This is a genomic window from Pelovirga sp., assembly GCF_059864205.1.
On sequence record NZ_JCBCBS010000046.1, the window covers coordinates 32,921 to 57,681 of the forward strand.

27 protein-coding genes are annotated in these 24,761 nt (G+C 51.5%); 20 read left to right on the plus strand and 7 right to left on the minus strand.

Annotation, left to right across the window (positions count from 1 at the left end; all coding sequences use genetic code 11):
- Positions 1-33: 33 nt before the first annotated feature.
- The 10 genes from AC6F7T_RS02715 to AC6F7T_RS02760 all read left to right on the plus strand — a co-directional run bounded on the left by AC6F7T_RS02715 (position 34) and on the right by AC6F7T_RS02760 (position 8,190).
- Positions 34-804, plus strand: a complete 771-nt coding sequence (locus AC6F7T_RS02715; RefSeq protein WP_500716431.1) for an AAA family ATPase — start codon at positions 34-36, stop codon at positions 802-804.
- Positions 797-1,648: a ParB/RepB/Spo0J family partition protein gene (locus AC6F7T_RS02720; protein ID WP_500716432.1), complete on the plus strand. Its 852-nt coding sequence runs from the start codon at positions 797-799 to the stop codon at positions 1,646-1,648. The genes AC6F7T_RS02715 and AC6F7T_RS02720 overlap by 8 nt, the downstream gene beginning before the upstream one ends.
- Before the next feature lie 37 nt (positions 1,649-1,685).
- Positions 1,686-2,132, plus strand: a complete 447-nt coding sequence (locus AC6F7T_RS02725) for a polymer-forming cytoskeletal protein (RefSeq protein ID WP_500716433.1) — start codon at positions 1,686-1,688, stop codon at positions 2,130-2,132.
- Positions 2,133-2,304: 172 nt separating this feature from the next.
- Complete coding sequence (locus AC6F7T_RS02730; RefSeq protein WP_500716434.1) at positions 2,305-2,733, plus strand: F0F1 ATP synthase subunit B family protein; 429 nt, start codon at positions 2,305-2,307, stop codon at positions 2,731-2,733.
- Between the two features lie 17 nt (positions 2,734-2,750).
- Positions 2,751-3,326 carry a F0F1 ATP synthase subunit B gene (gene atpF / locus AC6F7T_RS02735; RefSeq protein ID WP_500716435.1) on the plus strand — a complete coding sequence of 192 codons (576 nt, stop codon included), beginning with the start codon at positions 2,751-2,753 and terminating at the stop codon, positions 3,324-3,326.
- A complete protein-coding gene (atpH, locus tag AC6F7T_RS02740) occupies positions 3,323-3,865 on the plus strand; it encodes an ATP synthase F1 subunit delta (protein ID WP_500716436.1) in 543 nt (180 codons plus the stop codon). Before atpF ends, atpH begins: the two co-directional genes overlap by 4 nt.
- Positions 3,866-3,877: 12 nt before the next feature.
- Complete coding sequence (gene atpA / locus AC6F7T_RS02745) at positions 3,878-5,386, plus strand: F0F1 ATP synthase subunit alpha (protein ID WP_500716437.1); 1,509 nt, start codon at positions 3,878-3,880, stop codon at positions 5,384-5,386.
- Between the two features lie 21 nt (positions 5,387-5,407).
- Positions 5,408-6,277, plus strand: coding sequence for an ATP synthase F1 subunit gamma (gene atpG / locus AC6F7T_RS02750; protein WP_500716438.1), 870 nt, complete (start codon positions 5,408-5,410; stop codon positions 6,275-6,277).
- Between the two features lie 60 nt (positions 6,278-6,337).
- Positions 6,338-7,744: a F0F1 ATP synthase subunit beta gene (gene atpD, locus AC6F7T_RS02755; RefSeq protein ID WP_500716439.1), complete on the plus strand. Its 1,407-nt coding sequence runs from the start codon at positions 6,338-6,340 to the stop codon at positions 7,742-7,744.
- Positions 7,745-7,779: 35 nt separating this feature from the next.
- A complete protein-coding gene (locus AC6F7T_RS02760) occupies positions 7,780-8,190 on the plus strand; it encodes a F0F1 ATP synthase subunit epsilon (RefSeq protein ID WP_500716440.1) in 411 nt (136 codons plus the stop codon).
- 60 nt (positions 8,191-8,250) lie between these two features.
- On the opposite strand, the gene AC6F7T_RS02765 is transcribed toward AC6F7T_RS02760, so the two are convergent.
- Entirely contained in the window at positions 8,251-9,033 is a 783-nt protein-coding gene (locus AC6F7T_RS02765) for a TIM barrel protein (RefSeq protein WP_500716441.1), read from the minus strand.
- Positions 9,034-9,235: 202 nt separating this feature from the next.
- Here AC6F7T_RS02765 and AC6F7T_RS02770 point away from each other — a divergent pair, with 202 nt between their 5' ends.
- Positions 9,236-9,925 (plus strand): FCD domain-containing protein, encoded by a 690-nt coding sequence (locus AC6F7T_RS02770; RefSeq protein ID WP_500716442.1) that lies wholly within the window; start codon positions 9,236-9,238, stop codon positions 9,923-9,925.
- A gap of 63 nt (positions 9,926-9,988) precedes the next feature.
- Here the strand turns inward: AC6F7T_RS02770 and AC6F7T_RS02775 are convergent, their stop codons facing one another.
- Positions 9,989-10,873, minus strand: a complete 885-nt coding sequence (locus AC6F7T_RS02775) for an NAD(P)H-binding protein (protein WP_500716443.1) — start codon at positions 10,871-10,873, stop codon at positions 9,989-9,991.
- A 266-nt stretch (positions 10,874-11,139) separates the two neighbouring features.
- On the opposite strand from AC6F7T_RS02775, the gene pckA reads away from it, so the two are divergent.
- The 9 genes from pckA to mgtE all read left to right on the plus strand — a co-directional run bounded on the left by pckA (position 11,140) and on the right by mgtE (position 21,102).
- Complete coding sequence (gene pckA, locus AC6F7T_RS02780) at positions 11,140-12,723, plus strand: phosphoenolpyruvate carboxykinase (ATP) (RefSeq protein ID WP_500716444.1); 1,584 nt, start codon at positions 11,140-11,142, stop codon at positions 12,721-12,723.
- A gap of 140 nt (positions 12,724-12,863) precedes the next feature.
- The gene (gene thiL, locus AC6F7T_RS02785) at positions 12,864-13,850 is read left to right on the plus strand and encodes a thiamine-phosphate kinase (RefSeq protein WP_500716445.1); all 987 of its coding nucleotides are present in this window, start codon (positions 12,864-12,866) and stop codon (positions 13,848-13,850) included.
- A 104-nt stretch (positions 13,851-13,954) separates the two neighbouring features.
- Complete coding sequence (locus AC6F7T_RS02790; RefSeq protein ID WP_500716446.1) at positions 13,955-15,238, plus strand: methyl-accepting chemotaxis protein; 1,284 nt, start codon at positions 13,955-13,957, stop codon at positions 15,236-15,238.
- Positions 15,235-15,693 (plus strand): chemotaxis protein CheW, encoded by a 459-nt coding sequence (locus AC6F7T_RS02795; protein WP_500716447.1) that lies wholly within the window; start codon positions 15,235-15,237, stop codon positions 15,691-15,693. The genes AC6F7T_RS02790 and AC6F7T_RS02795 overlap by 4 nt, the downstream gene beginning before the upstream one ends.
- A complete protein-coding gene (locus AC6F7T_RS02800; protein WP_500716448.1) occupies positions 15,668-16,033 on the plus strand; it encodes a response regulator in 366 nt (121 codons plus the stop codon). The genes AC6F7T_RS02795 and AC6F7T_RS02800 overlap by 26 nt, the downstream gene beginning before the upstream one ends.
- Positions 16,034-16,063: 30 nt before the next feature.
- Positions 16,064-17,929 carry a chemotaxis protein CheW gene (locus AC6F7T_RS02805; RefSeq protein WP_500716449.1) on the plus strand — a complete coding sequence of 622 codons (1,866 nt, stop codon included), beginning with the start codon at positions 16,064-16,066 and terminating at the stop codon, positions 17,927-17,929.
- Positions 17,926-18,519, plus strand: coding sequence for a chemotaxis protein CheX (locus AC6F7T_RS02810; RefSeq protein ID WP_500716450.1), 594 nt, complete (start codon positions 17,926-17,928; stop codon positions 18,517-18,519). The genes AC6F7T_RS02805 and AC6F7T_RS02810 overlap by 4 nt, the downstream gene beginning before the upstream one ends.
- A gap of 100 nt (positions 18,520-18,619) precedes the next feature.
- Complete coding sequence (locus AC6F7T_RS02815) at positions 18,620-19,384, plus strand: outer-membrane lipoprotein carrier protein LolA (protein ID WP_500716451.1); 765 nt, start codon at positions 18,620-18,622, stop codon at positions 19,382-19,384.
- Between the two features lie 356 nt (positions 19,385-19,740).
- Positions 19,741-21,102, plus strand: coding sequence for a magnesium transporter (gene mgtE, locus AC6F7T_RS02820; protein ID WP_500716452.1), 1,362 nt, complete (start codon positions 19,741-19,743; stop codon positions 21,100-21,102).
- 60 nt (positions 21,103-21,162) lie between these two features.
- Here the strand turns inward: mgtE and AC6F7T_RS02825 are convergent, their stop codons facing one another.
- From AC6F7T_RS02825 to hypB, 5 genes are all read right to left on the minus strand, one after another.
- Positions 21,163-21,510, minus strand: a complete 348-nt coding sequence (locus tag AC6F7T_RS02825; protein WP_500716453.1) for a hydrogenase/urease maturation nickel metallochaperone HypA — start codon at positions 21,508-21,510, stop codon at positions 21,163-21,165.
- Entirely contained in the window at positions 21,510-22,499 is a 990-nt protein-coding gene (gene hypE, locus AC6F7T_RS02830; RefSeq protein ID WP_500716454.1) for a hydrogenase expression/formation protein HypE, read from the minus strand. Before hypE ends, AC6F7T_RS02825 begins: the two co-directional genes overlap by 1 nt.
- Entirely contained in the window at positions 22,499-23,617 is a 1,119-nt protein-coding gene (gene hypD / locus AC6F7T_RS02835) for a hydrogenase formation protein HypD (RefSeq protein ID WP_500716455.1), read from the minus strand. The genes hypE and hypD overlap by 1 nt, the downstream gene beginning before the upstream one ends.
- The gene (locus tag AC6F7T_RS02840; RefSeq protein WP_500716456.1) at positions 23,604-23,855 is read right to left on the minus strand and encodes a HypC/HybG/HupF family hydrogenase formation chaperone; all 252 of its coding nucleotides are present in this window, start codon (positions 23,853-23,855) and stop codon (positions 23,604-23,606) included. The genes hypD and AC6F7T_RS02840 overlap by 14 nt, the downstream gene beginning before the upstream one ends.
- A 193-nt stretch (positions 23,856-24,048) precedes the next feature.
- Complete coding sequence (gene hypB / locus AC6F7T_RS02845) at positions 24,049-24,732, minus strand: hydrogenase nickel incorporation protein HypB (protein WP_500716457.1); 684 nt, start codon at positions 24,730-24,732, stop codon at positions 24,049-24,051.
- Positions 24,733-24,761: the final 29 nt, after the last annotated feature.

The following is a 24,761-nucleotide window of genomic DNA, read 5'->3' on the forward strand; positions in this document are numbered from 1 at the left end:
TGCTGAGTTGTTCAGGAATGAGGAGAATCCAACGTGGCCAGGATTATCGCTATAGCAAATCAAAAAGGTGGAGTAGGTAAAACAACCACCGCAGTTAATCTTTCAGCCTCCTTGGCTGCAGCGGAAAAACGCACATTGCTGATAGATATGGATCCGCAGGCAAATGCCTGCAGTGGTCTTGGGGTTGACAAAATCAATGTGATATCAACGGTTTATAGTGTTCTTCTGGGAGAAAAAAAAGCATCAGAGGTTGTTTGTCGCACTGAGTTGGAGTTTTTGGATGTGCTACCATCTAATACTGACTTAATCGGTGCAGAAATCGAATTGATTGATACAAAAAATCGTGAACAGCAGCTCAAGGGTGCCCTGGATGAAATCCGCTCACAATATGAATATATCATTATTGATTGCCCACCCTCTCTGGGACTATTGACGATTAATTCACTAGCTGCTGCCGATTCTGTTTTGGTTCCTCTTCAGTGCGAATTTTATGCCATGGAAGGGCTCGGGCAGATAACCCAGACGATCAGGTTGGTACAGCAGGAATTGAATAAACGACTTGTGCTGGAAGGAATTCTTCTTACCATGTTTGATGGCAGAAACAACCTATGTCATCAAGTTAGTCAGGAAATCCGTCAACATTTTGGTAATAAAGTATTTACCGTCATCGTGCCACGCAACGTCCGTTTGTCGGAGGCCCCAAGTTATGGCAAACCGGCTCTTCTTTATGATATTGCATCCCGTGGGGCACAGGCCTATATCGATTTAGCGGGCGAATTGTTGGCAGGAGGAAGCCATGGCTAAAAGACCGGTTCTTGGTAGGGGGATCGGTGCGCTGATCAGTTCTGCCGCTCAAGAAGGAGGGAAGAAATATTTTTCCTGTCCAATAGAAGAACTGCAGCCCCATTCAAGACAACCACGCAAAAACTTTGACGATAAAAAAATGGCGGAACTGATTGCGTCAATCAAGGAAAAAGGGGTTATTCAACCCCTTGTTGTGCGCCAGCAAGGAGACCGCTATCAGATCATCGCTGGAGAAAGACGCTGGCGCGCAGCTCAAAAGGCCGGTTTGGACAGGGTCCCCGTCGTCATTCAGGATGTCAGTGAAAATCACGCTTTGGAAATAGCTCTGATTGAAAATATTCAACGCGAAGATCTGAATCCCCTGGAAGAAGCCGAAGCCTATCGTTATCTTGTTGCCACCTTTGATCTCTCCCAGGAAGACGTAGCTCAACGAGTTGGAAAAGATCGAAGTACAGTGGCTAACGCCCTGAGGTTGTTGCGATTGCCGGAGAAAATCAAGGAGATGGTGATAGCGGGCCAACTGAGCATGGGACATGCGAGGGCTCTCTTGTCCCTTGAGCAGGATGAGGATGTCATTGAGGCCGGCAACGAGATCATCAGAAAAAAACTGTCGGTCAGAGAGACCGAAAAACTGATTAAAAAAATAAAAAGCTTTAATGGCGCTCCTAAGGTTAAAACTGAAACAGCAAAAAGTCCTGAAATCTGTGGACTTGAAAATGAACTTGAAATCCATCTGGGAACACAAGTAAAGCTTGTTGATAAAAGACGCGGCGGCAAAATAGAAATTTATTACCACGACAATGCAGATCTGACCAGACTGGTTGAACAATTGCTGGGGACATAAGCACGCTTCTGCTAACGAAAATGAAAAGGGAAAGCCTATGTTCGGTGGGAAAAAGGAAGACAAAGGAGAAGTGAAAAAGCCGGTAGCTATCGATAAGGCGGATATCAAGGCCTTTATGGGTCAAGGAAGTCGCTTTGAAGGAACCTTGAACTTTGATGAGCTGGTGCGGCTTGACGGCATTTTCACTGGGGAAATTTGTTCCAGTGATACCCTAGTTGTCGGTGAAACGGCGCAGATCGAAGGGCAAATCAGTGTTGGCGCACTCATTCTCAGTGGGCGCTTTGTCGGGGGCATCAAGGCGACCACCATGGTAGAATTGCGAGCGCCGGCACAGGTAGATGGAACGATTGAAACACCCTGTTTGAAGATTGACGAAAAAGTGATTTTCAATGGCGAGATAAAAATGCGCCACAGCACGGACAAGCAGTCAACCCCAAAAGGTGAAAACAACCAAAAAAAGGAATCAGACACGTTGCCGGAGTAGGTCTTTCCATAGCAACTCCGGCGACCGTCGAACAGAGTGTTGACAACTGTTGCGAAGGTATGATAGCTATGCCGTTCTTTAAAGTCGTCTCCAATTCGCCGATCGGTCTATCTGTATACTGTATACATGAAAATCGAGCATGGCATTTACCATAAAAAAAGAGGTGAGCTAGGTGATTAGCCTTAACTGGACACTCATTCTACAGTTCATAAATTTTATCGTTCTACTCTATCTAATGAATAGGATATTGTTCCAGCCACTGCGCGCAGTGATGGAAAAAAGACGTGAAAAAATAGAAGGGTCTTATGCCCACGCAAGAGAGCTACAGGCAGAGATAGATGATAAAATGAACCGTTACCAGCAGCAGTTGGCAGAAGCCAAAAAACTGGCCAATGATGAGCGCGCACAATTTAGAATGCTTGCTGGTGAAGAAGAGTCCAAAATGATCGCAACAGCACAATCCAATGCAAGTGTGAGAATGGATCAAATCAGAGAACAGGTAGGTCAGGAATCAGCTCGGGCAAATCAGACGTTGAAAAAGGAATCAGCATCTCTGGCTCAGCAGATTGCCACCAAAATTCTCGGCAGATCATTGACTTAAGGCAGGAAGGTTTGAAGATGAACGTGACATACAAAACACTGACAGCAGCACTGGTGATGGTAGTGCTGTCCTGTGGTATCGCTGTTGCAGCTGATTATCCCGTCGACAGTGGTGTGCTGCTTAAAGATTTTCTCTACCGTTTGTTGAACTTTTCAATTGTCGTTGCCATTCTTGTATATTTTCTAAAAAAACCGATACGCAACGCTCTTAGTGGTCGTCGCGATGATATCGAAAAGGCCCTTGCAGAAGCCATAAAAGCCAAGGAAGAAGCTGAGGCCAAATTTGCCGAATATGATAAGAAGCTGGACCAGGCAACACAGGAAATAGCCACCATTTCTGCTTCGATCCGTAGAGAGGCAGAAATGGAAAAGCAGAAAATTATCGATAATGCCCGGGAGCAGGCAATTAAAATCGAACAGGATGCCGAAAGGGCCGCCACGCTTGAAGTGGCTAAGGCGCGTTTGAGTCTGCAACAGGAAGCTGTCCAGCTAGCCGTAGGTGTTGCTGAGGATCTGCTCAAAAAGAACTTTACCAAAGAAGATGACAGCCGTCTGATCGACGAATACATGCAGAAGGTAGGAGAGCTACATTGAGTAACAGTGCGATTTCTATCCGGTATGCCAGAGCGCTGCTGAGACTTGCAGAGGAAAACAAGCAGGTCGATCAGTTTGGTGCTGAACTTTCAACCATGGCAGGATTGCTTGAAAGGGAAGATCTGTTGCGGCTGCTACTTGATAGCCCGACCATCTCCCTGCAGAAAAAAGCAGCCATCCTCCATGATGTTGCCGAGGTTCTTATCCTCAGTGAAGCGATGCGCAAATTCTTTGGCTTGTTGCTGGAAAAAGGGCGGATTTCATTCGTCAAACAAATCGATATAAACTATCGGCAGTTTGCCGATGAATTATCGGGGGTGATTCGGGCAAATATCCGCGCAGCAAACAAGCTCACAAAGGAACGGATCGATACGATTCGCAAAGGACTAGAGCAGCAGACCGGGAAAACCGTGGTGCTGAATGTGGAAAAAGATGCTGCGTTAATCGGCGGACTGCAGGCGGAAATGGGCGGTAAGTTGTTTGACGGGAGCGTGAGAACACAGCTGAAACGTATGGCTGATACCTTAGCAAAGGGGTAACGGGACACGATTATGGAAATTAGAGCAGAAGAAATCAGCGCGATAATCAAGAAGCAGATTGAAAACTTTGGTCGTGAAGTCGAAGTCAGCGAAACCGGTACCATTATATCCGTAGGTGATGGTATTGCCCGTATCCACGGACTCGACAAGGCTATGTCCGGCGAACTTCTCGAGTTTCCCGGTGGTACCATGGGCATGGTTCTCAATCTTGAAGAAGACAACGTTGGTGCCGCTATTCTGGGTGATTCCGAGCATATCAAAGAGGGTGACCTGGTTAAGAGAACCGAGAAGATAGTTCAGGTGCCGGTAGGCGAAGCCCTGGTCGGTCGGGTAGTCAACGGTATCGGTATTCCCATTGATGGCAAAGGTGATATCGCAACCGATACTTATAGTCAGGTAGAAATCAAAGCACCGGGTATTGTTGCCAGAAAGTCGGTGCATGAGCCGATGCAGACCGGTTTGAAGGCGATTGATGCCATGGTTCCGATTGGCCGCGGCCAGCGCGAACTGATTATCGGTGACCGCCAGACCGGAAAAACTGCCGTAGCTATTGATACCATCATTAACCAGAAAGGTAATGGGGTTATCTGTATCTATGTCGCTATCGGTCAGAAACGTTCGACGGTAGCCCAGGTGGTTGATAAGCTCAGACAGTACGGTGCCATGGATTACACCATTGTTGTCGCCGCGACAGCGTCCGATCCCGCGCCGTTGCAGTTTATTTCACCCTACACCGGCGTTACCATGGGGGAATTCTTTCGTGACAGTGGCCGCCACGCGCTGATTATTTATGATGATCTGTCAAAGCAGGCCGTTGCTTATCGTCAGCTTTCCCTGTTGCTGCGCCGCCCACCAGGTCGTGAAGCCTTCCCCGGGGATGTTTTCTATCTCCATAGCCGCCTCCTTGAGCGTGCTGCCAAGCTTAGTGATGCCCTCGGTGCCGGTTCATTGACCGCCTTGCCGATTATTGAAACCCAGGCCGGTGATGTGTCTGCTTATATTCCGACCAATGTTATTTCCATCACCGATGGTCAGATCTTCCTTGAAACCGATCTTTTCTATTCCGGGGTCAGACCAGCGATCAATGTCGGATTGTCGGTTTCACGGGTTGGTGGCTCTGCCCAGGTTAAAGCAATGAAGCAGGTTGCCGGTACATTGCGTCTGGCTCTAGCTCAATACCGCGAAATGGCCGCATTTGCCCAGTTTGGTTCAGACCTCGATGCAGCCACACAGGCACAGTTGAATCGTGGTGCGCGCCTGGTTGAAATCCTCAAGCAGGGTCAATATGTGCCCATGCCGGTGGCCAAGCAGGTTATGGTGATTTATGCTGCGAATAATGGTTACGTCGATCAGTATCCGATCGGATCTATTGGCCGTTATGAAACCGAACTGATGTCATTCATGGAATCACAAAAATCAGATATTCTTAAAGATCTGGAAGAAAAAATGGCGATTGATGACGATCTTGGGAGCAAGCTCAATCAGGCCCTTGATGAATTCAAAAGTCAGTTTGTTGCCTGATCTTGAGAAAAGGTTGAACAGATGCCAAGTCTGAAAGACATAAAAAAGAGGATCGGCTCGGTCAAAAATACCCAGCAGATCACCAAGGCGATGAAAATGGTCGCTGCGGCGAAATTGCGCCGCGCCCAGGAAGCTGCAGTAGCGGCTCGACCCTATGCCCAAAAACTGCAGAAAGTGGTGTCGCATCTGGCCCAGCGCGAAGAGGCTGATGGGCACCCATTCTTGAGTCAACGAGGCAAAGAACGGGCGCTGGTATTGCTGTTGACAGCAGATCGTGGTCTTTGTGGCGGTTTTAACGCTAATCCTTCAAAAGAAGCAGAACGTTTTATTCGTAACAACACCAAAGGTTACACCAATATCGATCTGATGATTATCGGCCGTAAAGGCCGTGACTTCTTAAAAAATCGCGTTGGCGATAAAATTATCAAGGTTTATGAGGATGTTACCGGCAATGTGAGCTTCAAAACCGCGCAACTGATTGGCGAGGAGATTGTCGCCATGTATGGTCAAGAGACCTATGACGCGGTTTACCTGATCTACAATGCATTTCAAAGTGCCGTTGTCCAGAATGTCACGGTAGAGCAGTTATTGCCGTTTAGGGCCGAAAAAGAAGAACAGGCAGAAATTGATTCGGTCGACTATCTTTACGAACCAAGTCGTAGCGAAGTGCTTGCGCAGATTTTACCAAAAATGGTTGAGGTACAATTGTTCCGTGCCTTGCTCGAGTCTAATGCTTCTGAGCAGGGAGCCAGAATGTCAGCGATGGATAGTGCCAGCCGTAATGCATCAGAGATGATCGGCAAATTGACCCTGCAGTACAACCGCGCTCGTCAGGCTGCTATCACCAAAGAATTGATGGAAATTATTTCTGGTGCTGAATCAATCAAATAATACCGAGAGTTCAAATAGAAACAGGTTCATTCCCGCGGGATTAGGAGGAAAGGTTGCGTTATGAATAAAGGTAAGATCACACAGGTTATCGGCCCTGTTGTCGACGTTGAGTTTGAACCCGGCAAGCTGCCGGAAATCTATCATGCGGTAAAAATCACCAACCCTGCCCTCGGCGAAGGGGAATGGAACCTGGTCTGTGAAGTCGCTCAGCACCTCGGTGAAAATACCGTTCGCGCCATTGCTATGGATGCTACCGATGGTCTGGTTCGTGGCCAGGATGTCCTTGATACCGGTGATCAGATTCTGATGCCGGTCGGACCTAAAACTCTGGGACGTATCCTCAACGTTATTGGCCAGCCGATTGATGAAATGGGCCCGGTGGAAACAGATCTGAGGTGGCCGATTCACCGCCCTGCCCCTGATTTTATCAGTCAGTCGACCAAAGTTGAAGCATTCGAAACCGGAATCAAGGTGGTTGATCTGCTTGCTCCTTATTCTCGTGGTGGAAAAATCGGTCTGTTCGGTGGTGCCGGGGTCGGCAAGACGGTTCTGATTATGGAGCTGATCAATAATGTCGCCCAGCAGCACGGTGGTTTTTCGGTGTTTGCCGGTGTTGGTGAGCGGACCCGCGAAGGAAACGACCTGTGGGAAGAGATGAAAGACTCAGGGGTTCTCAGTAAGGCATCGCTGATCTACGGCCAGATGAATGAACCACCGGGAGCCCGTGCCCGGGTAGCTCTCTCGGCACTGACCGTTGCTGAGTATTTTCGTGATGAAGAAGGTCAGGACGTGCTGCTGTTTGTTGATAACATTTTCCGCTTCACTCAGGCCGGTTCTGAGGTTTCGGCGCTGCTGGGGCGGATTCCTTCGGCGGTTGGCTATCAACCGACCCTGTCAACCGAGATGGGTGAACTGCAGGAGCGTATCACCACCACCGATAAGGGTTCGATTACCTCAGTTCAGGCTATTTATGTGCCTGCTGATGACCTGACTGACCCCGCTCCGGCAACGGCATTTGCCCACCTTGATGCTACGACGGTACTTTCGCGTCAGATTGCTGAGTTGGGTATCTATCCCGCCGTTGACCCGCTTGACTCGACCAGCCGGATTCTTGATCCTCAGGTGATCGGTGAAGAGCATTACAAGGTTGCTCGCGACGTTCAGTACGTTCTCCAGCGTTACAAAGACCTTCAGGATATTATTGCGATCCTCGGTATGGACGAACTGTCTGAAGAGGATAAACAGGTGGTCGCGCGGGCACGCAAAATTCAGCGTTTCCTCTCTCAGCCGTTCCATGTCGCTGAAGTTTTTACCGGTTCACCAGGCAAGTACGTTGAGTTGAAAGATACGATCAAGGGTTTCCGTGAGATTGTTGATGGAAAACACGACAGCCTGCCGGAACAAGCTTTCTACATGGTCGGTACCATTGATGAAGTCATCGAAAAAGCTCGTAAGATGGCAGCGTAGAGAATGACCGATTTGTCAGATAAAGGAATAGCGTGATGGCTGAAAAACTCAAGCTTGAAATGGTGACACCATACAAGCAGGTTCTTTCTGAGGAGGTTGAAGAGTTGACCCTGCCAGGCCTGATTGGTGAACTCGGAATATTGCCTGGTCACACCCCCCTGCTGACAACCTTGCGTGTCGGGGAAATGAGCTATAAAAGAGGCGGTCAGCATTTCCATGTTGCCGTTAACTGGGGGTATGTTGAAATTGATGAAGATGCTGTAACGGTTCTGGTCGATACCGCAGAAAAGTCTGATGAAATTGATCTTGCCCGCGCTAAGGCGGCCCTGGGTCGTGCTGAAGAGGCACTAAAAACCATGTCACAGGAAGATAAATCCTATGCCATTATGGAAGCGGCACTCCAGCGTGCCCTGATCCGTATCCAGGTCGCAGGCAAAATGCGCTGACTGATCACAATCAATACGGTTCGACACCTATGAAAAAGGCACTCTATGCGGGTGCCTTTTTTATTGGTGATTGGACCCTCTCGATGTGCTGGTGAGGGCGAGTAGCGATTGATCCAGGGCGTGGCGGTTGTGGTTTTCCAGAGTGATAGAAGGTGATGTATCGCAGCTATCGAGCCAGGAAAAGAGCTGATCGAACGGCACCGTACCCGAGCCAATGGCGAGATGCTCATCCATCTGGCCGCGATTATCATGTAAATGCAGATGGTAAATATGGGGTGCTGCGGCATCGAGCCAGGTTGTTAGTGGCTCTCTGCTGAAAATATTCCAGTGTCCGACATCAAAAACATGACCAAAATAAGGGGAATTAATGGCAGAAATCAGACGTATTAACGGCACTGGAGACGTTTCGTAGATGTTTTCGATACAGAACGCGCAATCATTGAGCTTGGCCCAGGACACATAATTTGACCAGAGGATGCAAGAGCGTTCAAACCAATCCCCTACTCTGCGCTCATGGGCGTTGGCTTCAAGACCGGGGTGGAAAATAATTTTTTCCGCATTGATCCGCTCTGCCAGAATCAGCGTCTGTTCAAGCAGGTTGATAGTCAGTCGGCGACCGTGAAAGTCCGCAGCCCCTGGAGAAAAGCCAACATAGGGGGCATGTAATACCGTTTTGAGCCCAGCGACTGCCAACGCAGCGGCGCTATCAGCAAGCAGTTCAATATCGAGCTTGGCCATATTGGCATCCTGACAGGCAACCTCAGGTTGCAGTTTGCGCGCAAGGAGAAAGTTAATTCGTTCGGGGAAAAGTGCAGCAGGAACGTGGACATAAACTTCTGACATAATAGCCTTTCGCCAAGGGATAGAGCGAGATTTTACCATAGTTTGAGGGTAAAAGCAGGGTTCAGTCGGGAACAATATCTAACTGCCGACCAACGAAAGTAAGAATTAATACCCTGTACGAAGGTCCCGGTTGAGCCAAAAAAAAAGATTGACACAAGATGTATACTGTATACAATTTGTATAGTCAATGCGGAGAACTACTATGAAGAGTAAGCATATGGAACGTCATCAGACCTTGCGAGAGAAAATTCTCGAAACCATTCGTGATGCGATTCTTAAGGGTAATCTTAAACCGGGCGAGAAAGTTGCCGAGCCCGAACTGGCAGAGCGCTTTGGCATCAGCCGGACACCTATCCGCGAAGCCTTCAGGCAGCTGGAATCTGAAGGGTACCTGACCGTTATTCCGCGCAAGGGAGCCGTAGTGGCAGCGCTGTCAGAGCGCGATGTGCAGGAGTTCTACGCGATCAAAAGCATCCTTGAAGGCTACGCTGCGTCTCTTGCCGCCCGCAACCTCACGGAAAAAGAGCTAGAGCGTCTGGAAACGGTCAATAACAAGTTAAGAACCTTGGCCGCAGAGGGTGACGTTCGTTCTTTCTACCGTGTTCACAATGAATTCCATGAAGTTTTTCTCAAAGCCGCTGATAATAACAAGCTCTATGAATTGATTCATCAATTGGGAATGAAGTTCAGCCGCTTACGCATAGCATCCTTGTCGGTCAACGGACGGATGGAAATTTCCGTTGATGAACACGACGCCCTGCTGGACGCTTTTCGTCGCAAAGATGCTGAAACGGCAGAGAATCTGGTCAAGAAAACGGCATCAATTGGCAGCAAGGTTCTGCTTGATAGTATGACCAATAGCCGCAATGGGGATGCTGCTAACATCCAGTAGTTTAGTGACAAAAAATAGAACGACAGCCCTCTAAGGCAAAGCCCTGGAGGGCTGTCGTTATTTTTAAAGGTACTGCTGGATACCTTCGGCAAAATCGGTTAACTGCAGGTCAAATACTTCCTGCCAGTTACTAGAGTTACAAATGTTCTCTTCCAGTAACATGGTTAGCTGATCACTGGTCATGGGAAATGGAGGGAGGTGCTGGAAAATAGAGATCAAAGGCTTCATCAGGCATAGAGGTTGGTGTAGTTTTAGTGGGGGACGGGAACGTCCTAGCGCATGACCGATGAGATCAAGGACCTGGTCGTAGGATAACTGCTCCGGCCCACAGCAATGGTAGGTTTGATGAATGGTGTCGTTGCGTTCAAGGGCCTGGACAAAGCTGCGAGCTACATCAACGACACAGACCGGCTGTAAACGATAACAGCCATCCCCCATTACCGGAACAACGGGTAACGTTTTTATTAATCCGGCAAGCATGTTGACAAATAAATCATCGGCGCCAAAGATGAGGGAGGGACGGAAAATGGTCCAATCCAGGTCGCTATCACGCAGTGCTTGTTCGGCACGCCATTTGCTCTGGTGGTAGCCGGTTACCGCATCAACACGGGTACCATTAGCGCTCATTTGAATGAAGCGTCGAATACCGGTTTCCTGCGCCATACGGATCAGATTTTTTGTGGTTTGGGTATGAAGGCGGTCAAAGGTAATCTTTTTAACGGGAAACTCGCGGATAATGCCAACCAGATTGATAATCGCATCACATCCTAGAGCGGCATCTGCCAACATCTCATAGCTGGTGGTATCGCCGCTCACTGTTTCAACCTCTACAGGTAGAGATTTGCCGGTTTCGCGCACCAGCGCTCTGATCTGATGACCCTGTTGTAACAGTTCCTGAGTGACCTGTCGGCCGACAAAGCCGGTTCCTCCGGTAATAAAAACACGCATAAAAGGGCTCCTTTTACACCACTGGCAGGGGATGATAACAAACAGCTGAGACATTTAAAAGCCGTCCGTATCAATGCGATCGAACAGATATTTCGGATGAATGAAAAAATCCGCCAAAGCTCGTGCAGTTGTTGCGATCAGCAGGTGTTTGGTCTATATTACGCGAGGTGAATAACCTATAACAGAGTTATTTTTAACTGACCTAGCCTCGATATGCCTGGCAGCATCGGGGGGACATTAAAACCTGAAAAACAGGGAGAAAATTAATGAGTGATTTGACTGCTGTGGAATTGGGGCTAAAAAGCGTAGGTAAGGTTTATCGTAACTTAAAATATGATGAGCTTTTTGAACACGAGGTCAAAAACCAGGAAGGCAAGCTTTCCGCCAACGGCACCATGATGGTTGATACCGGAAAATTCACCGGTCGTTCGCCCAAAGACAAATATTTTGTCAAGCAGGATCCGTCCAGGCAGCACATCGCCTGGGGAACGATTAATCAGCGGATCTCCGTTGATTTTTTCGACGAGATTTATGACAAGGTCATTAACTATCTGTCCGGTAAGGATATTTATGTAACTGATGGTTATTCCGGGGCAAACCCTTCAACCCGCCGTCAGGTGCGTTTTATTACCGAAATAGCCTGGCAGTCGCACTTTGTTAAAAATATGTTTATCCGCCCCGATGCTGTCGGTCTGGACAACTTCGCCCCCGATTTTACGGTTTATAATGCTGCCGGTTATACCAACAAGCGTTGGGAAGAGATGGGATTGAATTCTGATGTTTTTGTCATTTTCAATATTGAGAAAAACGTCGCCATCATCGGTGGCACCTGGTACGGCGGAGAGATGAAAAAGGGGATCTTTACCATGATGAACTACTGGTTGCCCCTCAACAAGATTCTTTCCATGCATTGTAGTGCCAATGTTGGTAAAGAGGGCGATGTCTGTCTTTTCTTCGGTCTCTCCGGAACCGGCAAAACCACCTTGTCGACCGACGCTTCGCGTAAGCTTATTGGCGATGACGAGCATGGTTGGGACGATGATGGTATCTTCAATTTCGAAGGGGGTTGTTACGCCAAATGTATCGATCTTTCCCCCGCCAGTGAGCCGGAAATCTTCAACGCCATTCGTCGTGATGCTCTACTGGAAAACGTAGTTTATGATGAAGATGGAATTATTGATTACACAAGCAAGGATAAAACCGAAAACACTCGAGTCTCCTACCCTATTCACCATATCGACAATTACGAACCGAGCCTGCGCGCCGGTCACCCGAAAAACATCATCTTCCTGACCTGTGATGCCTTTGGTGTGTTGCCGCCGGTATCCAAATTGACCAAAGAGCAGGCCATGTATTACTTTTTATCAGGCTACACCGCCAAGGTTGCCGGCACCGAGCGTGGAGTAACCGAGCCGACAGCGGCCTTTTCTGCCTGCTTTGGTGAAGCTTTCCTGCCCCTGCATCCGACCGCTTATGCCAAGTTGCTGGGTGAGAAGATGGAAAAACACAATGTCAACGCCTACCTGGTCAATACCGGTTGGGTTGGTGGTGGCTATGGTGTTGGCGAGCGAATGAGCATCAAAGCGACCAGAGCCTGTATCAATGCCATTCTCGATGGTAGTATCCTCTCGGCTGAGTTTGATCAGACCCGATTCTTTAAGCTGAATATTCCCAAAGCGCTGCCGGGTGTTGACTCCAAGCTGCTTAATCCGCGCAATTCCTGGAAAGATCAGGAGGCCTTTGACCGTACCGCCAACAAGCTGGCAGGCATGTTTATTCAGAACTTTAAAAAGTATATCGATGAAGATAACCACGACTTTGATTTCACCAAAGCCGGGCCGCAGGTTTAAACTTCGGTCAGTCCCATCTCCCCAGAAATGAACAACAACGGTCAGCGTCAGCTGGCCGTTGTTGTTTGAGGCAACTGATAACTTGACTTATGATGAAAGAAAGATAATAATTAAACGCTTAGAAAGCTGGACACAAAGAGATGACTGAAACGAACAGCGTACAGAGTAGTGAGTTTGAGCTGATCCGCTGGATACAGCAACAGGTGGGGATTTGCGACCGGCTGTTGTGCGGTATTGGTGACGATTGTGCCATCGACCAGTTGCCGATCAACCAGTTGCTGCTGACCAGCAACGACCTGCTGATTGAAGATGTTCATTTCACCCGCGCCTGGATCAGTATGTTTGACCTGGGGCGCAAGTCGGTTGCGGTGAACCTCAGTGACATCGCTGCCATGGGGGGAACGCCACGGGCCCTGTTCCTGGGAATTGGGCGCTCAAAACATCTCAAAGAAGCGGATCTGAAAGACTTTATTCGTGGATTTATTCACGAGGCAAAACAGCACGATGTTGTTCTTGCCGGCGGTGACACCTGTGGATCGCCCGGCCCGCTGATTGTTTCGGTTACTGTTCAGGGGCAGGTGCCGGCAGGTAAGGCGGTGGCGCGCCATGGAGCTTGTTGTGGTGATGCCATCTACGTTTCCGGAACCCTTGGTGATAGTGCTCTGGCACTGAAACTGCTGCAGTCCGGGCAGACTCCACCGCCAGCTCTGGCGCAGCGCTTTCACACCCCCAGTGCGCGGATTGACGTGGGACGATATTTAAGTAAAAACGAGCTGGCAACAGCGATGCTTGATGTCTCTGATGGATTGCTGGCGGATATGAATCATCTGCTGGTTGCTTCCGCTGTCGGTGCCGAGCTGGACCTTGCTGCGCTGCCCCTGTCACAGGCTTTTCGCAGCGCACTAGCCCGGGATCCAGGCTTGATCGATCTGGCTTTGGCCGGTGGGGAAGATTACGAACTGCTGTTTACCTCTTCGCGGCACGATCTTGAGCAGACCGCTATGCCCGCTCCCGGGGTCGCGAAGATTGGTCATATCACAGCGGGTGCCGGGATCATCTTACGGCAGGACAATGGCGATATGTATCAATGCCTTCGACCGGGGTTTGATCATTTTGCAACACATTGACCCGTTAGAGCGCCATCAGGAGGACGGGCAGCGTAGGATTCCCGCCCCGGTGCTGAATAGATACGAAAAATGAAAACTCGTTGTTGCGAAGGTGGAGGATAAACATGCGCATAGAGATCAGTTATAAATTTGTCATCGGCTTCATTGCTGTGGTGGCCTCCGTTGTGCTGCTGAACTTGTTGGTGCCACGACTTGATGCACCCGAATGGACGCATCAACTCATCACCGTGATTGGTGCCTTGCTGGTTGGTCTGATCTTTGGCTGGTTGTTTTCCAGGGCCTTCACCGCCAACATCAAGATTCTTACCGAAGGTGCTGAACGCCTCAGTCATGGTGATTTAAGTCGCAAAGTGCGCTTACAAAAAGGGTTGTTCAGTGACGAAACAGAAGATTTGTCCAATTCCCTGAATCTGGTTGTTGACAGTCTACGTAATCTGGTCGGACAGATCCGCGGCAGCGCCCTGAATGTCAATGAATCGTCCATGGCGTTGGCAACAACCGCCGAAGAAATGACCGCAACCGCCCACGAAGTTGCCGGTTCGATTGAGCAGATCAGCCGTGGTGCCGAAACCCAGGCGGAAATGGTCGAACGGGTGTCACGCGTGGTACGTGAAATGGCCGAGCAGATTGAGCTGGTGGCGGATTCATCCAGTAAGCTGACGGAATCAGCTGAGGAGACGACCATCTCCGCCCGTGAGGGAGAAGGTCTGACCAACAAGGCGCTGGAAAGTATGAAACTGGTGCTCAGTCAGATTGAAGAAAACGGGGCCATGATCGTTGACTTCAGCGAGCAGGTACAGAAGATCGGTACCATTATCGATGTCATTACCGGTATTGCCCAGAAGACCAACCTGCTGGCCCTTAATGCCACCATTGAAGCAGCGCGCGCTGGAGAATATGGTCATGGCTTTGCGGTAGTCGCCGAAGAGGTCAGCAAACTCGCGGACAGCACCAGTACCTCCGCCGCTGAAATTACCCGGTTGATAGAAAAAACCCGCGAGCAGAGCCACAAGGTCCAGTTATCCATGGCGCAGAGCGTCACATCGATAGATATCGGCAGGGAAGCGGTTGATGTTACCGGCAATGCCTTCAAGGCCATCATCAACAAGGCCGAAGCGGCCCAGGAGCGCTCTATTGATATTCGCGATCTTACCGAAAAACAGCGCCACGGGTCACAGGCCATTGTTGAAGCCATCGAGGAGATTGCCCGGGTGGCTGAAGTCAATGCCGCCGCGACCGAGGAGGTCTCCGCGGCAACCGAAGAACAAACCGCTGCCATGGAGGAAATGTCTTTCGCCTCACAGCGCCTGTCACGATTGGCCGAAGAACTGCTGACATCCGTTCGCCGCTTTAATCTGGGGAGCGACCATGAGCGCACAGCGCCATGATCCAGGTGCTCCCTTTTGAGATTGGCAACGAAATCTATGCATTGGAGCTGATCGACATTCAGGAGGTTGTCGAAGCGCCCAAGCTGCATCCCTTTCCCGCTGCCCCGGAAACGGTCAGCGGCGCTATTGCTTTTCACGGACGTATCGTCCCGGTGGTTAACTTACCCCTGGTCCTCGGTTTTGCCACCTGTCAGGGGAGTTCGCGCGTTATTGTTCTGGCCAACCAGTATGGCCCCCTAGCTCTGGCGATTGATCGACTGCGGCCGTTGATCGCGCTGGAAAAAAGCTTTGGCAAGGATGATGAGTCTGCCACCAAAGAGTCCTTGGTTCGCAGTGTTTTTGCCTCGGGAAATAATATGATCAGCCTGCTCGATGTCAACTATGTCGTGGCAGCGATAGAAACAGCTTGTACAAGCAGAGGAGAACAATATGCCCGGACAAGTTCTGGTTGTTGATGACGCGCTCTTTATGCGCAATATGTTGATCGATATTTTTTCGCAGGCCGGATGGGAGGTTGTCGGCGAAGCGGAGAACGGTGAGCAGGCGGTAATGATGTATGAACAGCAGCGTCCGGACCTGGTGACCATGGATATCGTCATGCCGGTTTTAGGGGGGATCGAGGCGTTAAAAAAAATTCTGCAACTAGAACCGGAAGCCCGGGTGGTTGTCTGTAGCGCATTGGGGCAGAAACATCTGATCCTTGATGCCCTCACTGTCGGGGCTCGGGATTTTATTGTCAAGCCGTTCCAGAGGGAGCAGGTTCTTGAGGTGGCCGAACGGGTTATAGCAAGTTGATCCTGTTGGTTCAAGGCGCTGGATAAAGAGATGGAAAAAGAAAAATACCGCAGCATGTTTCTGGTCGAAGCGGCGGAGCATCTGCAGGCCATGTCCGACATATTACTGCGTCTCGACAGTGATCCGGAAAACCGTCAGGAGATCGATGCCCTGTTCCGAGAGGCCCACTCCATCAAGGGGATGGCGGCGACAATGGAATATGAGGAAACCGCCCGCCTGGCTCATCGCCTCGAAGATGACCTGGATCTGTGTCGCAAGCGTGGTTATATGAGCGCAGGTGAAATTAATCAGATGCTGGCGGGAGTCGATCTGCTCGAGGCGCTGCATGATGACATCAGTCAGGAGCGCCCGGAACGCAGTGTTGAATTTTATCTCCAGGCTCTGACCCTGGAAGAACGTTCAGAAGGCCCTGTGAGCCGGGAACGGAGTCAACCTCCGCCAGGAGAGGAAGAAGGCACTAAAACAGCGGGCGCCGCAGAGCCGCTGTTGATACAAATAGACCTGGTCGATACAGTTTCGATAGCGGCGCCACGATTGTTGGTCTTGCTGAAAAGGTGCAGCGAATTCGGTATCGTGCTGAAATCCTGGCCGTCTCTCGAACACATTCTGAGCGACAAGGTAGACGGGCGACTGCTGGTGCAGTTACGCCCTCAACTGCCCACAAAAGAAATCCATGCGCAGCTGGTCGGATATAGCGAGGTCGAGGAGATTTCATTCCCCAAGCCGGTGGTCAGCACCGGTTTCGGTGCGCGACCACAGAAGAGCGCCAGCGTGCGTGTCAGTACCGAGCGCCTTGATCAGCTGATTAATCTGACCGGTGAACTGATTACCACCCGCTATCAGCTACAGAACGCCCTGAAGCAGCGGCACCTAAAAGACCTTGACGATGGAATAGGACAGTTATCACGTCTGGTCAAAAATCTTCATCACCAGGTGCTACAGGTGCGGATGGTGTCGTTACGGGCCCTGTTTTCACGCTTATCGCGCATTGTTTACGACCTGGCTCGCAGCAGTGCTAAAAAAATTGAACTGCAGACTGATGGCGCCGATATTGAAATAGATCGGGCCATCGTTGAAGAACTGGTTGATCCCCTGACTCACATGGTGCGTAACGCTGTCGATCATGGACTTAAAGATAAAGATGTTGGAGTCATCAGTCTTAAAGCCTGGCGCGATCGCGACCAGGTATTGGTTCAGGTGACAGATGACGGCGCCGGCATTGATCCGCAGACCATTCGCCGCATTGCCCGTGAGCGTGGACTGTTGAGCAGCGCCGAGGTAAAAATGGTGCGTGATTACGATCTGTATCAGTTGATCTGTCAACCGGGGTTTTCAACGGTAGATACCGTCACCGGCATTTCCGGTCGTGGTGTCGGTATGGACGTTGTCAAAACCGCAATTGAGGGGATGGGCGGTCTGGTGTTGATCGATTCGACCCCGGGAGCAGGTACCAGTATCACCCTCAAGCTACCATTATCACTGGCGATTATCCGCGTGCTGTTGATCGAATCGGACGGTGCGCGGCTGGCCATTCCTATTACCCGTGTCATCCAGGCGATTGAAATCAGTCCGGCGGAAATCCATAGCAGCAGTAAGCAGTTGATGGTTCATTATCAGGATGCCTTTATCCCCCTGCTCTCTTTACGTAAAATGCTAAAGCAGCAAAAAGGGGGAAAAATGAAAGAGCTTCCCCTGGTGGTAACAGAGGTGATGGGGCGCCGTATTGGCCTGGTTGTCGACCGCCTGATTGGTCAGCAGGAAGTCTTTGTCCAGCGCCTGGCACCCCCCTTTGATCAGATTCCCGGTTGCGCCGGCGGAACCATCCTTGGCGATGGTCAGGTGGTTTTTCTGCTGGACCTGCAGTCATTGCTCGAGCGACGGAAAAAAAGGATATGATGGGTGCCGGTCAGACTGTTGATGTTTCCACGGACAGCTGTTTGATTGAAGCGGGTGTGCGCTCTGCGCTGGAAACTCTCGGACAGTTGCTGTCACGGGAATCCCTCGTGCTGAAGGGTCAGAATTTCATTCATTCTTCTGCTGCCGCTCACACCTGCCTGCAACAATTGCGTGGCGACGGTGTTGAGGTTGCCCTGAACCTGTCGGGCAGGATTTGTGGTACCTTTATCCTGGCGCTGGACAACAGGGCAGCGCAGCAACTGGTCACTGCTTTAGTAGGAGAAACTGCGACAACACCGGCCTTCAATGAAATGGCCTGTTCGGCGTTAAAGGAGGCAGGCAATGTCGTTGCCTCGGCCTTTCTCAGCGCCCTCGAGGCACTAGGCGGCAGCGGCGGTCGGCCTGGCCTCCCCAGCCTGAACATCAGCGTTCCCCGTTATCAGGAGGGCAGCGTCAGGGCTGATAGCAGCCTGATGTACGCATTACCAGTGACGCTGGTTGCCGGTACAAAAAAACGTTTTGCTGCCAGGGTTGGGCTTTTCATTAGCCTGCACGGTCAACATATCGATGTTCCCTTCTCTACCTCCTGAAGGCGACTCCCGATTGGTTTCCGGAGGATCACCGGTTAATGCACACGCCTGGCTAAAAAATGCTATGCTGGCGGATCAGGTTTTTATAAGGAGAATAGCAATGAAGTGGTCTGTGGTTTTACTAACCTGCCTGGTCCTGCTCGCTGGCTCGATCAGTGCCGCAGCAGATGAAGAGCTAACCAGTGTTATCGCAACCCTGGAAACCCCGTTTCGCGCTGCAACCCCGAGGTCTCAGCAGATTCGTGACTTCACGGCGGATTTTGTTCAGCTATCGACAGTGGTTGCCATTGACCGGGTGCAGCGTGGTGAGGGCAAGGTGTGGTTCAAGTTTCCGCCGCAAGCGCGCACCGGTTCAACCATGCCCATGTTCCGTTGGGATTATCAGATGCCCAATGAACAGCAGGTTCTTTCTGACGGAACCACCCTGTGGGTCTACGTACCGGAAAACCGTCAGGTGATTGTCAGCGAGATAAGCCAGGTTGAAGCCGAATACGGCGATAATCCGGCTGCTTTTTTCACTGGCCTGGGGGATTTGACGCAGAATTTTGACATCGCCTGGGGCAAAGGTCGTCAGGATCAGGCCGGACATTATCTGTTGTTGCTGACACCTAAACGCCCATCGCAATTTTTCAAGCAGATCGAAGTGACGGTCAATCACCAGGCGGTGCTGGCGTTTCAGCAGGGGACTGTCTTTCGGCTGTTTCCTCTGGTGGCAACCCAGGTGACCGACCCGCAGGACAACCTGACGCGGATTACCTTTGTCGCTGTCCGTTGGAATCTCGATCCGGCCGACAGTGAGTTTATTTTTGAGGTTCCTGCGGGGGTGGAGCAACTGTCACCATCCGCACAAATGCCCAGGTTTTGATTGACTTTTCTGGTGGCCGTTTATACTCTGCAGTATCGTTTTTAACCAGGAGAACCTAGTGAACAGACAAGAAGGCGACAGTTGCAGGCCGGTGTTGACCGGCTCACATTCAAGTAGATAGTTCTGCCATCTGTGCTGCTATCTGCTTGATAAAGCGATAGCGGTACCCCCTCTGTAGTGTTTTTTGCACAGACTTGTGCCGTCATCCAACTGACTTTTGTGTTTTTGCGTGCGTTTTGTATTCGCCAATGAAGGATTGCTGTGTCCGCTGTTGAACCATCGACGCGATCAGGCACAAGTGGCGGATGTGCGCGCCTGTTAACTCTCTTCTTTGCCTTGTGATACAGGAGAGAATTATGAGCGAAACAATGATGACGGACGACCTGCGGCAGATTCTGCTGTCCGCCGATAGCCACAGTTTGCACAAGCTGATCAGCAATGAGCATCCTGCAGATATTGCCGCCCTTCTGCCAGACTTCAGCAGCGCAGAAATCGGCACTCTGCTGGTGATGATGCCCCTTGCGGTGCGTGCTGATGTCATCGGTTACTTTTCCATCGATCAGCAGGCCGAAATTGTTCTGACCCTGGATCAGGACATACTGATCGAGCTGATTCGCGAGATGCCTAACGACGAGCGGGCCGACCTGTTCAATCAGTTGCCGCTGGAAAAGCAGCAACAGCTTCTGACCAGTATGAGAAAAGCCGAGCGCGACGATATTTTCAAACTTGCTTCCTACAGTGAGGATAAGGTTGGTTCGATCATGACCTCGGATTATGCGGTGGTTGATGCCAAGATGACCGCTACCCAGGGCATCGCGTTTTTACGCAAAACCGGAGCCGACAAGGAAACCATTTACCAGGCCTTTGTGGTTGATAGTGGCCGGCGGCTGATTGGAACGGTTTCCTTGCGCGAACTGATCATGGCTGACCCGGAAGAAAAAATTTCCGCATTCATGACCACCGACCCGGTCTCGATTCATGCCGATGAACCGCAGGAAGAGGCAGCCAGGCTGATCTCGCGCTATGACCTGCTTGCCCTGCCGGTTATTAATGGTGGTGATAAGCTGGTTGGTATCGTTACCTATGATGATGCCATGGACGTTGCTGAAGAGGAGGCAACTGAAGATATTCACAAGTCGGCCACCGTCGGCAAACTGGATACCAGTCTGCGTGCCGCCTCGCCCATGTCCCTGTATCGTTCCCGTGTCTCCTGGCTGGTGGTCCTGGTCTTCGCTAATATTTTTACCGGTGCCAGCATTGCTTACTTTGAAGAGACCATTGCTACCCATCTGGCACTGCTGTTTTTTATGCCGCTGCTGGTGGCCAGTGCCGGTAACGCCGGTTCACAGTCAGCAACCCTGATGGTGCGTGGTTTGGCTACCGGTGATGTTTCCGGCAAGGACTGGTTGCAACTGCTGGGCAAAGAGGTGCTGGTGGCAGGCGCCCTTGGCCTGACGATGGCCTTTGCCGTGATGGCTGTCGGGGTTCTGCGCGCCGGCGTCGATATTGCTGTGGTTGTCGCCCTGACGATGATTATTGTCGTGTTGGTAGGGAGTTTGATTGGTCTTGGATTGCCGTTTTTACTGGAAAAGTTCGGGTGTGATCCAGCTACGGCCAGCACCCCGTTGATCACCACCATTGCTGATGTCTGTGGCGTGCTCATCTACTTTGGTATTGCCAGCTGGTATCTAAGGGAAGCGATTCAGGTCGTTGTATAAACGGTAGCGCCGGTTGGAGATGATGTGCCGACCGGCGTCTTTTTAGCCATGCTTCATGGGCTATTCCCCTACCTCCATCTCCAGCTGCTGAAGGATCATCTCTTCCCCGGCAGTCACCTCAATATCTGCCACGCCGCACACCGGGCAGATGAAGCGCCGGTCTTTAATCGGCCCTTTGTAACCACAGTGACAGCTGATCAGCACCTCCTGCTTTTCAACCACCAATTCGGCCTGTTCGGCCAGGGTACCGCGCTTGCACACGTGAAAGGCCTCTGCCAGCAGCTCAGCCACCACGCCGGACATATCACCGATGCGCACCACCACCCTGGTGGCGGATCTGGCATGATGTTTACGGACATCGGCTTCCACCAGATCAAGCAACGAAGAAACGATCGAAAATTCATGCATCAGCAGATCCTCGGCAGGATTTCCCCGGACGGATATTCCATCCGGCGCCTGGTGCCGTAGGCGGAATGCAGCAGCACCGCTGGCTGCTGTTGCGCCATTCCCACCGTGCCGACCAGCGTGGCCTGCGGATGTCCGTGACGGTGAAGCAGGTCAATCACAGCAGTACTGTCCTGCGGTGCAACGGCGAGGATGAACACCCCTTCGCAGGCAAGAACGTAGGGATCGATTCCGAGAATTTCGGCAAAGCCGCGCACCTCGGAGCTGACCGGGATATCATCCTGGCGGATGTTTAGGCAGAGGCCGGTCTGTTGTGCCCATTCATTGAGCACGGCGCTGATCCCGCCACGGGTGGCGTCACGCATGGCGTGGATGCCAAGACCTGCATGGAGTAACGGGGCAATCGCCGGCCACAGGGTGCAGCAGTCGGAGGTCAAGCCTTTGATGGCGATCTCTTCACGAGCGGCAAAGATACAGGCGCCGTGGCGAGCGATATTTCCGGAAATGATCAGATGGTCGCCGGCTGCGATGCGGCGGGTATTGCAATCACTGACAATGGCTCCGAAACCGGTGGTGTTGATCATCAGCTGATCGATGGCACCGCGCGGTACCACCTTGGTGTCTCCGGCAATCACCTGAGCGCCGCTGATGATCAGTTCATCCTTCATGCTTAGTACAATGCTGGCCAGCGTGTTCACTTTTAAGCCCTCTTCAATAATGAAAGCGACAGTCAGGTGCTGCGGTCGGGCGCCGCGCATAGCGACATCATTGAGGGTTCCGGCAACCGCCAGTTTGCCGATGTCGCCGCCGGGAAAGAACAGCGGGCTGACGGTAAAGCTGTCGGTACTCACGGCAAAGCTGCCCCCCTCAATCAGTGCAGCATCTTCACAGGCGGCCAGCATTGGATTGTCAAAGGCGGCAAAGAAAAGCTCACGAATCAGCTGCTGGTTTTCCAGACCACCCGAGCCATGGGCCAACTGAATGGTGTCCATTACCAATCCCTCCGGTACTTGTAGTAGGCAGCGCAGGCTCCTTCGTTACTGACCATGCAACTGCCTTGCGGATTTTGTGGGGTGCAGCCGCCGGCAAACAGGGGGCAGTCGGTCGGTTGCGCCAGCCCCATCAGAATGGAACCACACAGGCAGTTGCCGCGCTGCTCTTCTGTTGGTGCGGGGCAGGATTCGGGGCATTGCACCTCGGCGTCACGTTCGCCATAGGCGCTGCGCAACTTCAGCGCCGAACCGGGAATCCGGCCGATGCCGCGCCAGAGAAAATCATCATGGGGTTCGAAGTACTTATCGACCAGTTGTTGCGCCTTGCGATTGCCGGTTGTTTTGACAAAGCGACTGTAGGCGTTATCGACCGTGGCCATACCGGTATTGACCTGATGGATGATGCGCAGAACCGCGTCAAGCAAGTCCACCGGCTCAAAGCCGGAGACTACCACCGGCGCGTGATATTTTTCCGCGAGGATATGATATTGCTTCGCCCCCGCCATAACACTGACATGTCCCGGTGCGATAAAAGCATCGACGGCTCCACCGGCGGCCAGAATCAGTTCCATCGCCTGGGGCACCAGCACATGATTGCTGTGGACAAGGAGATTGTCGAGTTGCCTGCTGTGCGCTTGTTCCAGCAGCAGGGCGGTCATGGGGGTGGTGGTTTCAAAACCGATGGCAACATAGATGACGGTTTTTTGCGGATTGTCGGCGGCAATGGCGAGGCAGTCCAGCGGTGAATAGAGGTAGCGCACATCGGCACCGGTAGCGCGGGTCTGCTGCAGGGAGACGCCGCGACTGCCCGGTACGCGGATCATGTCGCCCAGGGTGACCAGAATAGTATCGGGCCGTTGAGCCAGATTGATGGCGGCATCGATGCGGTGCTGCGGCAGGACACAGACCGGGCACCCCGGGCCATGAACCAACTTGATGGTGCCGGGTAATAACTGATCGAGCCCGTATTGAAGGATGGCATGGGTATGGCCGCCACAGACCTCCATGATCCGCAGGGGCTTCTTGAGTTGTGCTGCCTCAATCTTAATGTGCTCGGCAAAAGCACGGATGGCATCATTGCTGCGCACCATCTGTAGCAGGATGTCAGCCGCCTGCATTCAGGGCTCCGTCCTGCAGCTCAATAATCTCCCGGTACATGGCGAGGGTCTTTTGCGCCTCATCGGCGTCAATGCGACTGATAGCCAGTCCGACATGCACCAACACCCAGTCGCCAACAGTAATCTCATCGTCAACCAGGGAAAAATTCGCTTCACGCGTGACTCCCATGGTATCGATCTCTCCCATGCAGGTATCGCGATCAATACGGACAATTTTTGATGGAATAGCCAGACACATAGGTGGTATGCCCTTGTCTTTCGTTAAGCTCCAGCGTCGGGATGTTTTCTCTTGCGGGAAAAACTCGGCTGGCGCCTCAAACAGTTCCCGCTGCTTTCAAAGATCCCGACGCTGGTGCTATCGTGAGGTCCTGATATTTGCTCATATTAACTTTTCTACAGGAAGTCTGGGCCTTTCTTGCCAATCAGCAGTGCTAACTCTGCAACTCCTGCCACAATTCGCTGATCCCTTCCCCCGTTTTGGCCGAGGTCACCAGCACCTGCGCATGATGATTGATCTGTTCGATCTCCTGCCGACAGCGCTCCACGTTGAAATCAAAGTGCGGCAGCAGATCGGCTTTGGTTAAAACGACTATATCCGCTACCCGGATCATGACCGGGTACTTGATCGGCTTGTCATCCCCTTCCGGGATAGACACGGCAACCACATTCTTATGGGTGCCCAAGGCGAACTTGCTCGGGCAGACCAGGTTGCCGACATTCTCGATAAACAGGGTTTTCACCCCCTCCAGCGATACCCCGATCAAGGCTTCGGCCACCATGGACGCCGACAGGTGACAGGCGCTACCGGTGGTGATCTGCTGCGCTTTGACGCCCCTGTTATTAATCCGGTCGGCATCGCGACTGGTCGCCAGATCCCCCTCCAGAACTGCCAGTTCGGCCAGATTGCCGTGAGGATATTGATCAATCAGTGCTTCGAGCAGGGCAGTTTTGCCACTACCGGGCGAACCCATCAGATTGATGCCGCGAATCCCCAGGTTGTCCAGACGTTTGCGGATGTGAGCGGCAAGGTGATCGTTATTGCTGAGCAGACTCTGCTGAGGTTCGACAACAAGTCTGTGGCCACTATGCTGATGGCTGTGGGTTTCTTCACACATAGGCTACTCCTTAAAGGGCTGATATCGTT

Bases quoted from the DNA above. Each gene is read 5' to 3' on its own strand.
- AC6F7T_RS02720 (WP_500716432.1), top strand. From the start codon at position 797: ATGGCTAAAAGACCGGTTCTTGGTAGGGGGATCGGTGCGCTGATCAGT.
- AC6F7T_RS02765 (WP_500716441.1), bottom strand. From the start codon at position 9,033: ATGTCAGAAGTTTATGTCCACGTTCCTGCTGCACTTTTCCCCGAACGA.
- AC6F7T_RS02795 (WP_500716447.1), top strand. From the start codon at position 15,235: ATGATCCAGGTGCTCCCTTTTGAGATTGGCAACGAAATCTATGCATTG.
- thiL (WP_500716445.1), top strand. From the start codon at position 12,864: ATGACTGAAACGAACAGCGTACAGAGTAGTGAGTTTGAGCTGATCCGC.
- AC6F7T_RS02840 (WP_500716456.1), bottom strand. From the start codon at position 23,855: ATGTGTCTGGCTATTCCATCAAAAATTGTCCGTATTGATCGCGATACC.
- pckA (WP_500716444.1), top strand. From the start codon at position 11,140: ATGAGTGATTTGACTGCTGTGGAATTGGGGCTAAAAAGCGTAGGTAAG.
- hypE (WP_500716454.1), bottom strand. From the start codon at position 22,499: ATGGACACCATTCAGTTGGCCCATGGCTCGGGTGGTCTGGAAAACCAG.
- AC6F7T_RS02760 (WP_500716440.1), top strand. From the start codon at position 7,780: ATGGCTGAAAAACTCAAGCTTGAAATGGTGACACCATACAAGCAGGTT.
- atpF (WP_500716435.1), top strand. From the start codon at position 2,751: ATGAACGTGACATACAAAACACTGACAGCAGCACTGGTGATGGTAGTG.
- atpD (WP_500716439.1), top strand. From the start codon at position 6,338: ATGAATAAAGGTAAGATCACACAGGTTATCGGCCCTGTTGTCGACGTT.
- AC6F7T_RS02825 (WP_500716453.1), bottom strand. From the start codon at position 21,510: ATGCATGAATTTTCGATCGTTTCTTCGTTGCTTGATCTGGTGGAAGCC.
- AC6F7T_RS02790 (WP_500716446.1), top strand. From the start codon at position 13,955: ATGCGCATAGAGATCAGTTATAAATTTGTCATCGGCTTCATTGCTGTG.
- mgtE (WP_500716452.1), top strand. From the start codon at position 19,741: ATGAGCGAAACAATGATGACGGACGACCTGCGGCAGATTCTGCTGTCC.
- AC6F7T_RS02810 (WP_500716450.1), top strand. From the start codon at position 17,926: ATGATGGGTGCCGGTCAGACTGTTGATGTTTCCACGGACAGCTGTTTG.
- AC6F7T_RS02725 (WP_500716433.1), top strand. From the start codon at position 1,686: ATGTTCGGTGGGAAAAAGGAAGACAAAGGAGAAGTGAAAAAGCCGGTA.
- AC6F7T_RS02775 (WP_500716443.1), bottom strand. From the start codon at position 10,873: ATGCGTGTTTTTATTACCGGAGGAACCGGCTTTGTCGGCCGACAGGTC.
- AC6F7T_RS02770 (WP_500716442.1), top strand. From the start codon at position 9,236: ATGAAGAGTAAGCATATGGAACGTCATCAGACCTTGCGAGAGAAAATT.
- atpG (WP_500716438.1), top strand. From the start codon at position 5,408: ATGCCAAGTCTGAAAGACATAAAAAAGAGGATCGGCTCGGTCAAAAAT.
- atpA (WP_500716437.1), top strand. From the start codon at position 3,878: ATGGAAATTAGAGCAGAAGAAATCAGCGCGATAATCAAGAAGCAGATT.
- hypD (WP_500716455.1), bottom strand. From the start codon at position 23,617: ATGCAGGCGGCTGACATCCTGCTACAGATGGTGCGCAGCAATGATGCC.
- AC6F7T_RS02800 (WP_500716448.1), top strand. From the start codon at position 15,668: ATGCCCGGACAAGTTCTGGTTGTTGATGACGCGCTCTTTATGCGCAAT.
- AC6F7T_RS02805 (WP_500716449.1), top strand. From the start codon at position 16,064: ATGGAAAAAGAAAAATACCGCAGCATGTTTCTGGTCGAAGCGGCGGAG.
- hypB (WP_500716457.1), bottom strand. From the start codon at position 24,732: ATGTGTGAAGAAACCCACAGCCATCAGCATAGTGGCCACAGACTTGTT.
- AC6F7T_RS02815 (WP_500716451.1), top strand. From the start codon at position 18,620: ATGAAGTGGTCTGTGGTTTTACTAACCTGCCTGGTCCTGCTCGCTGGC.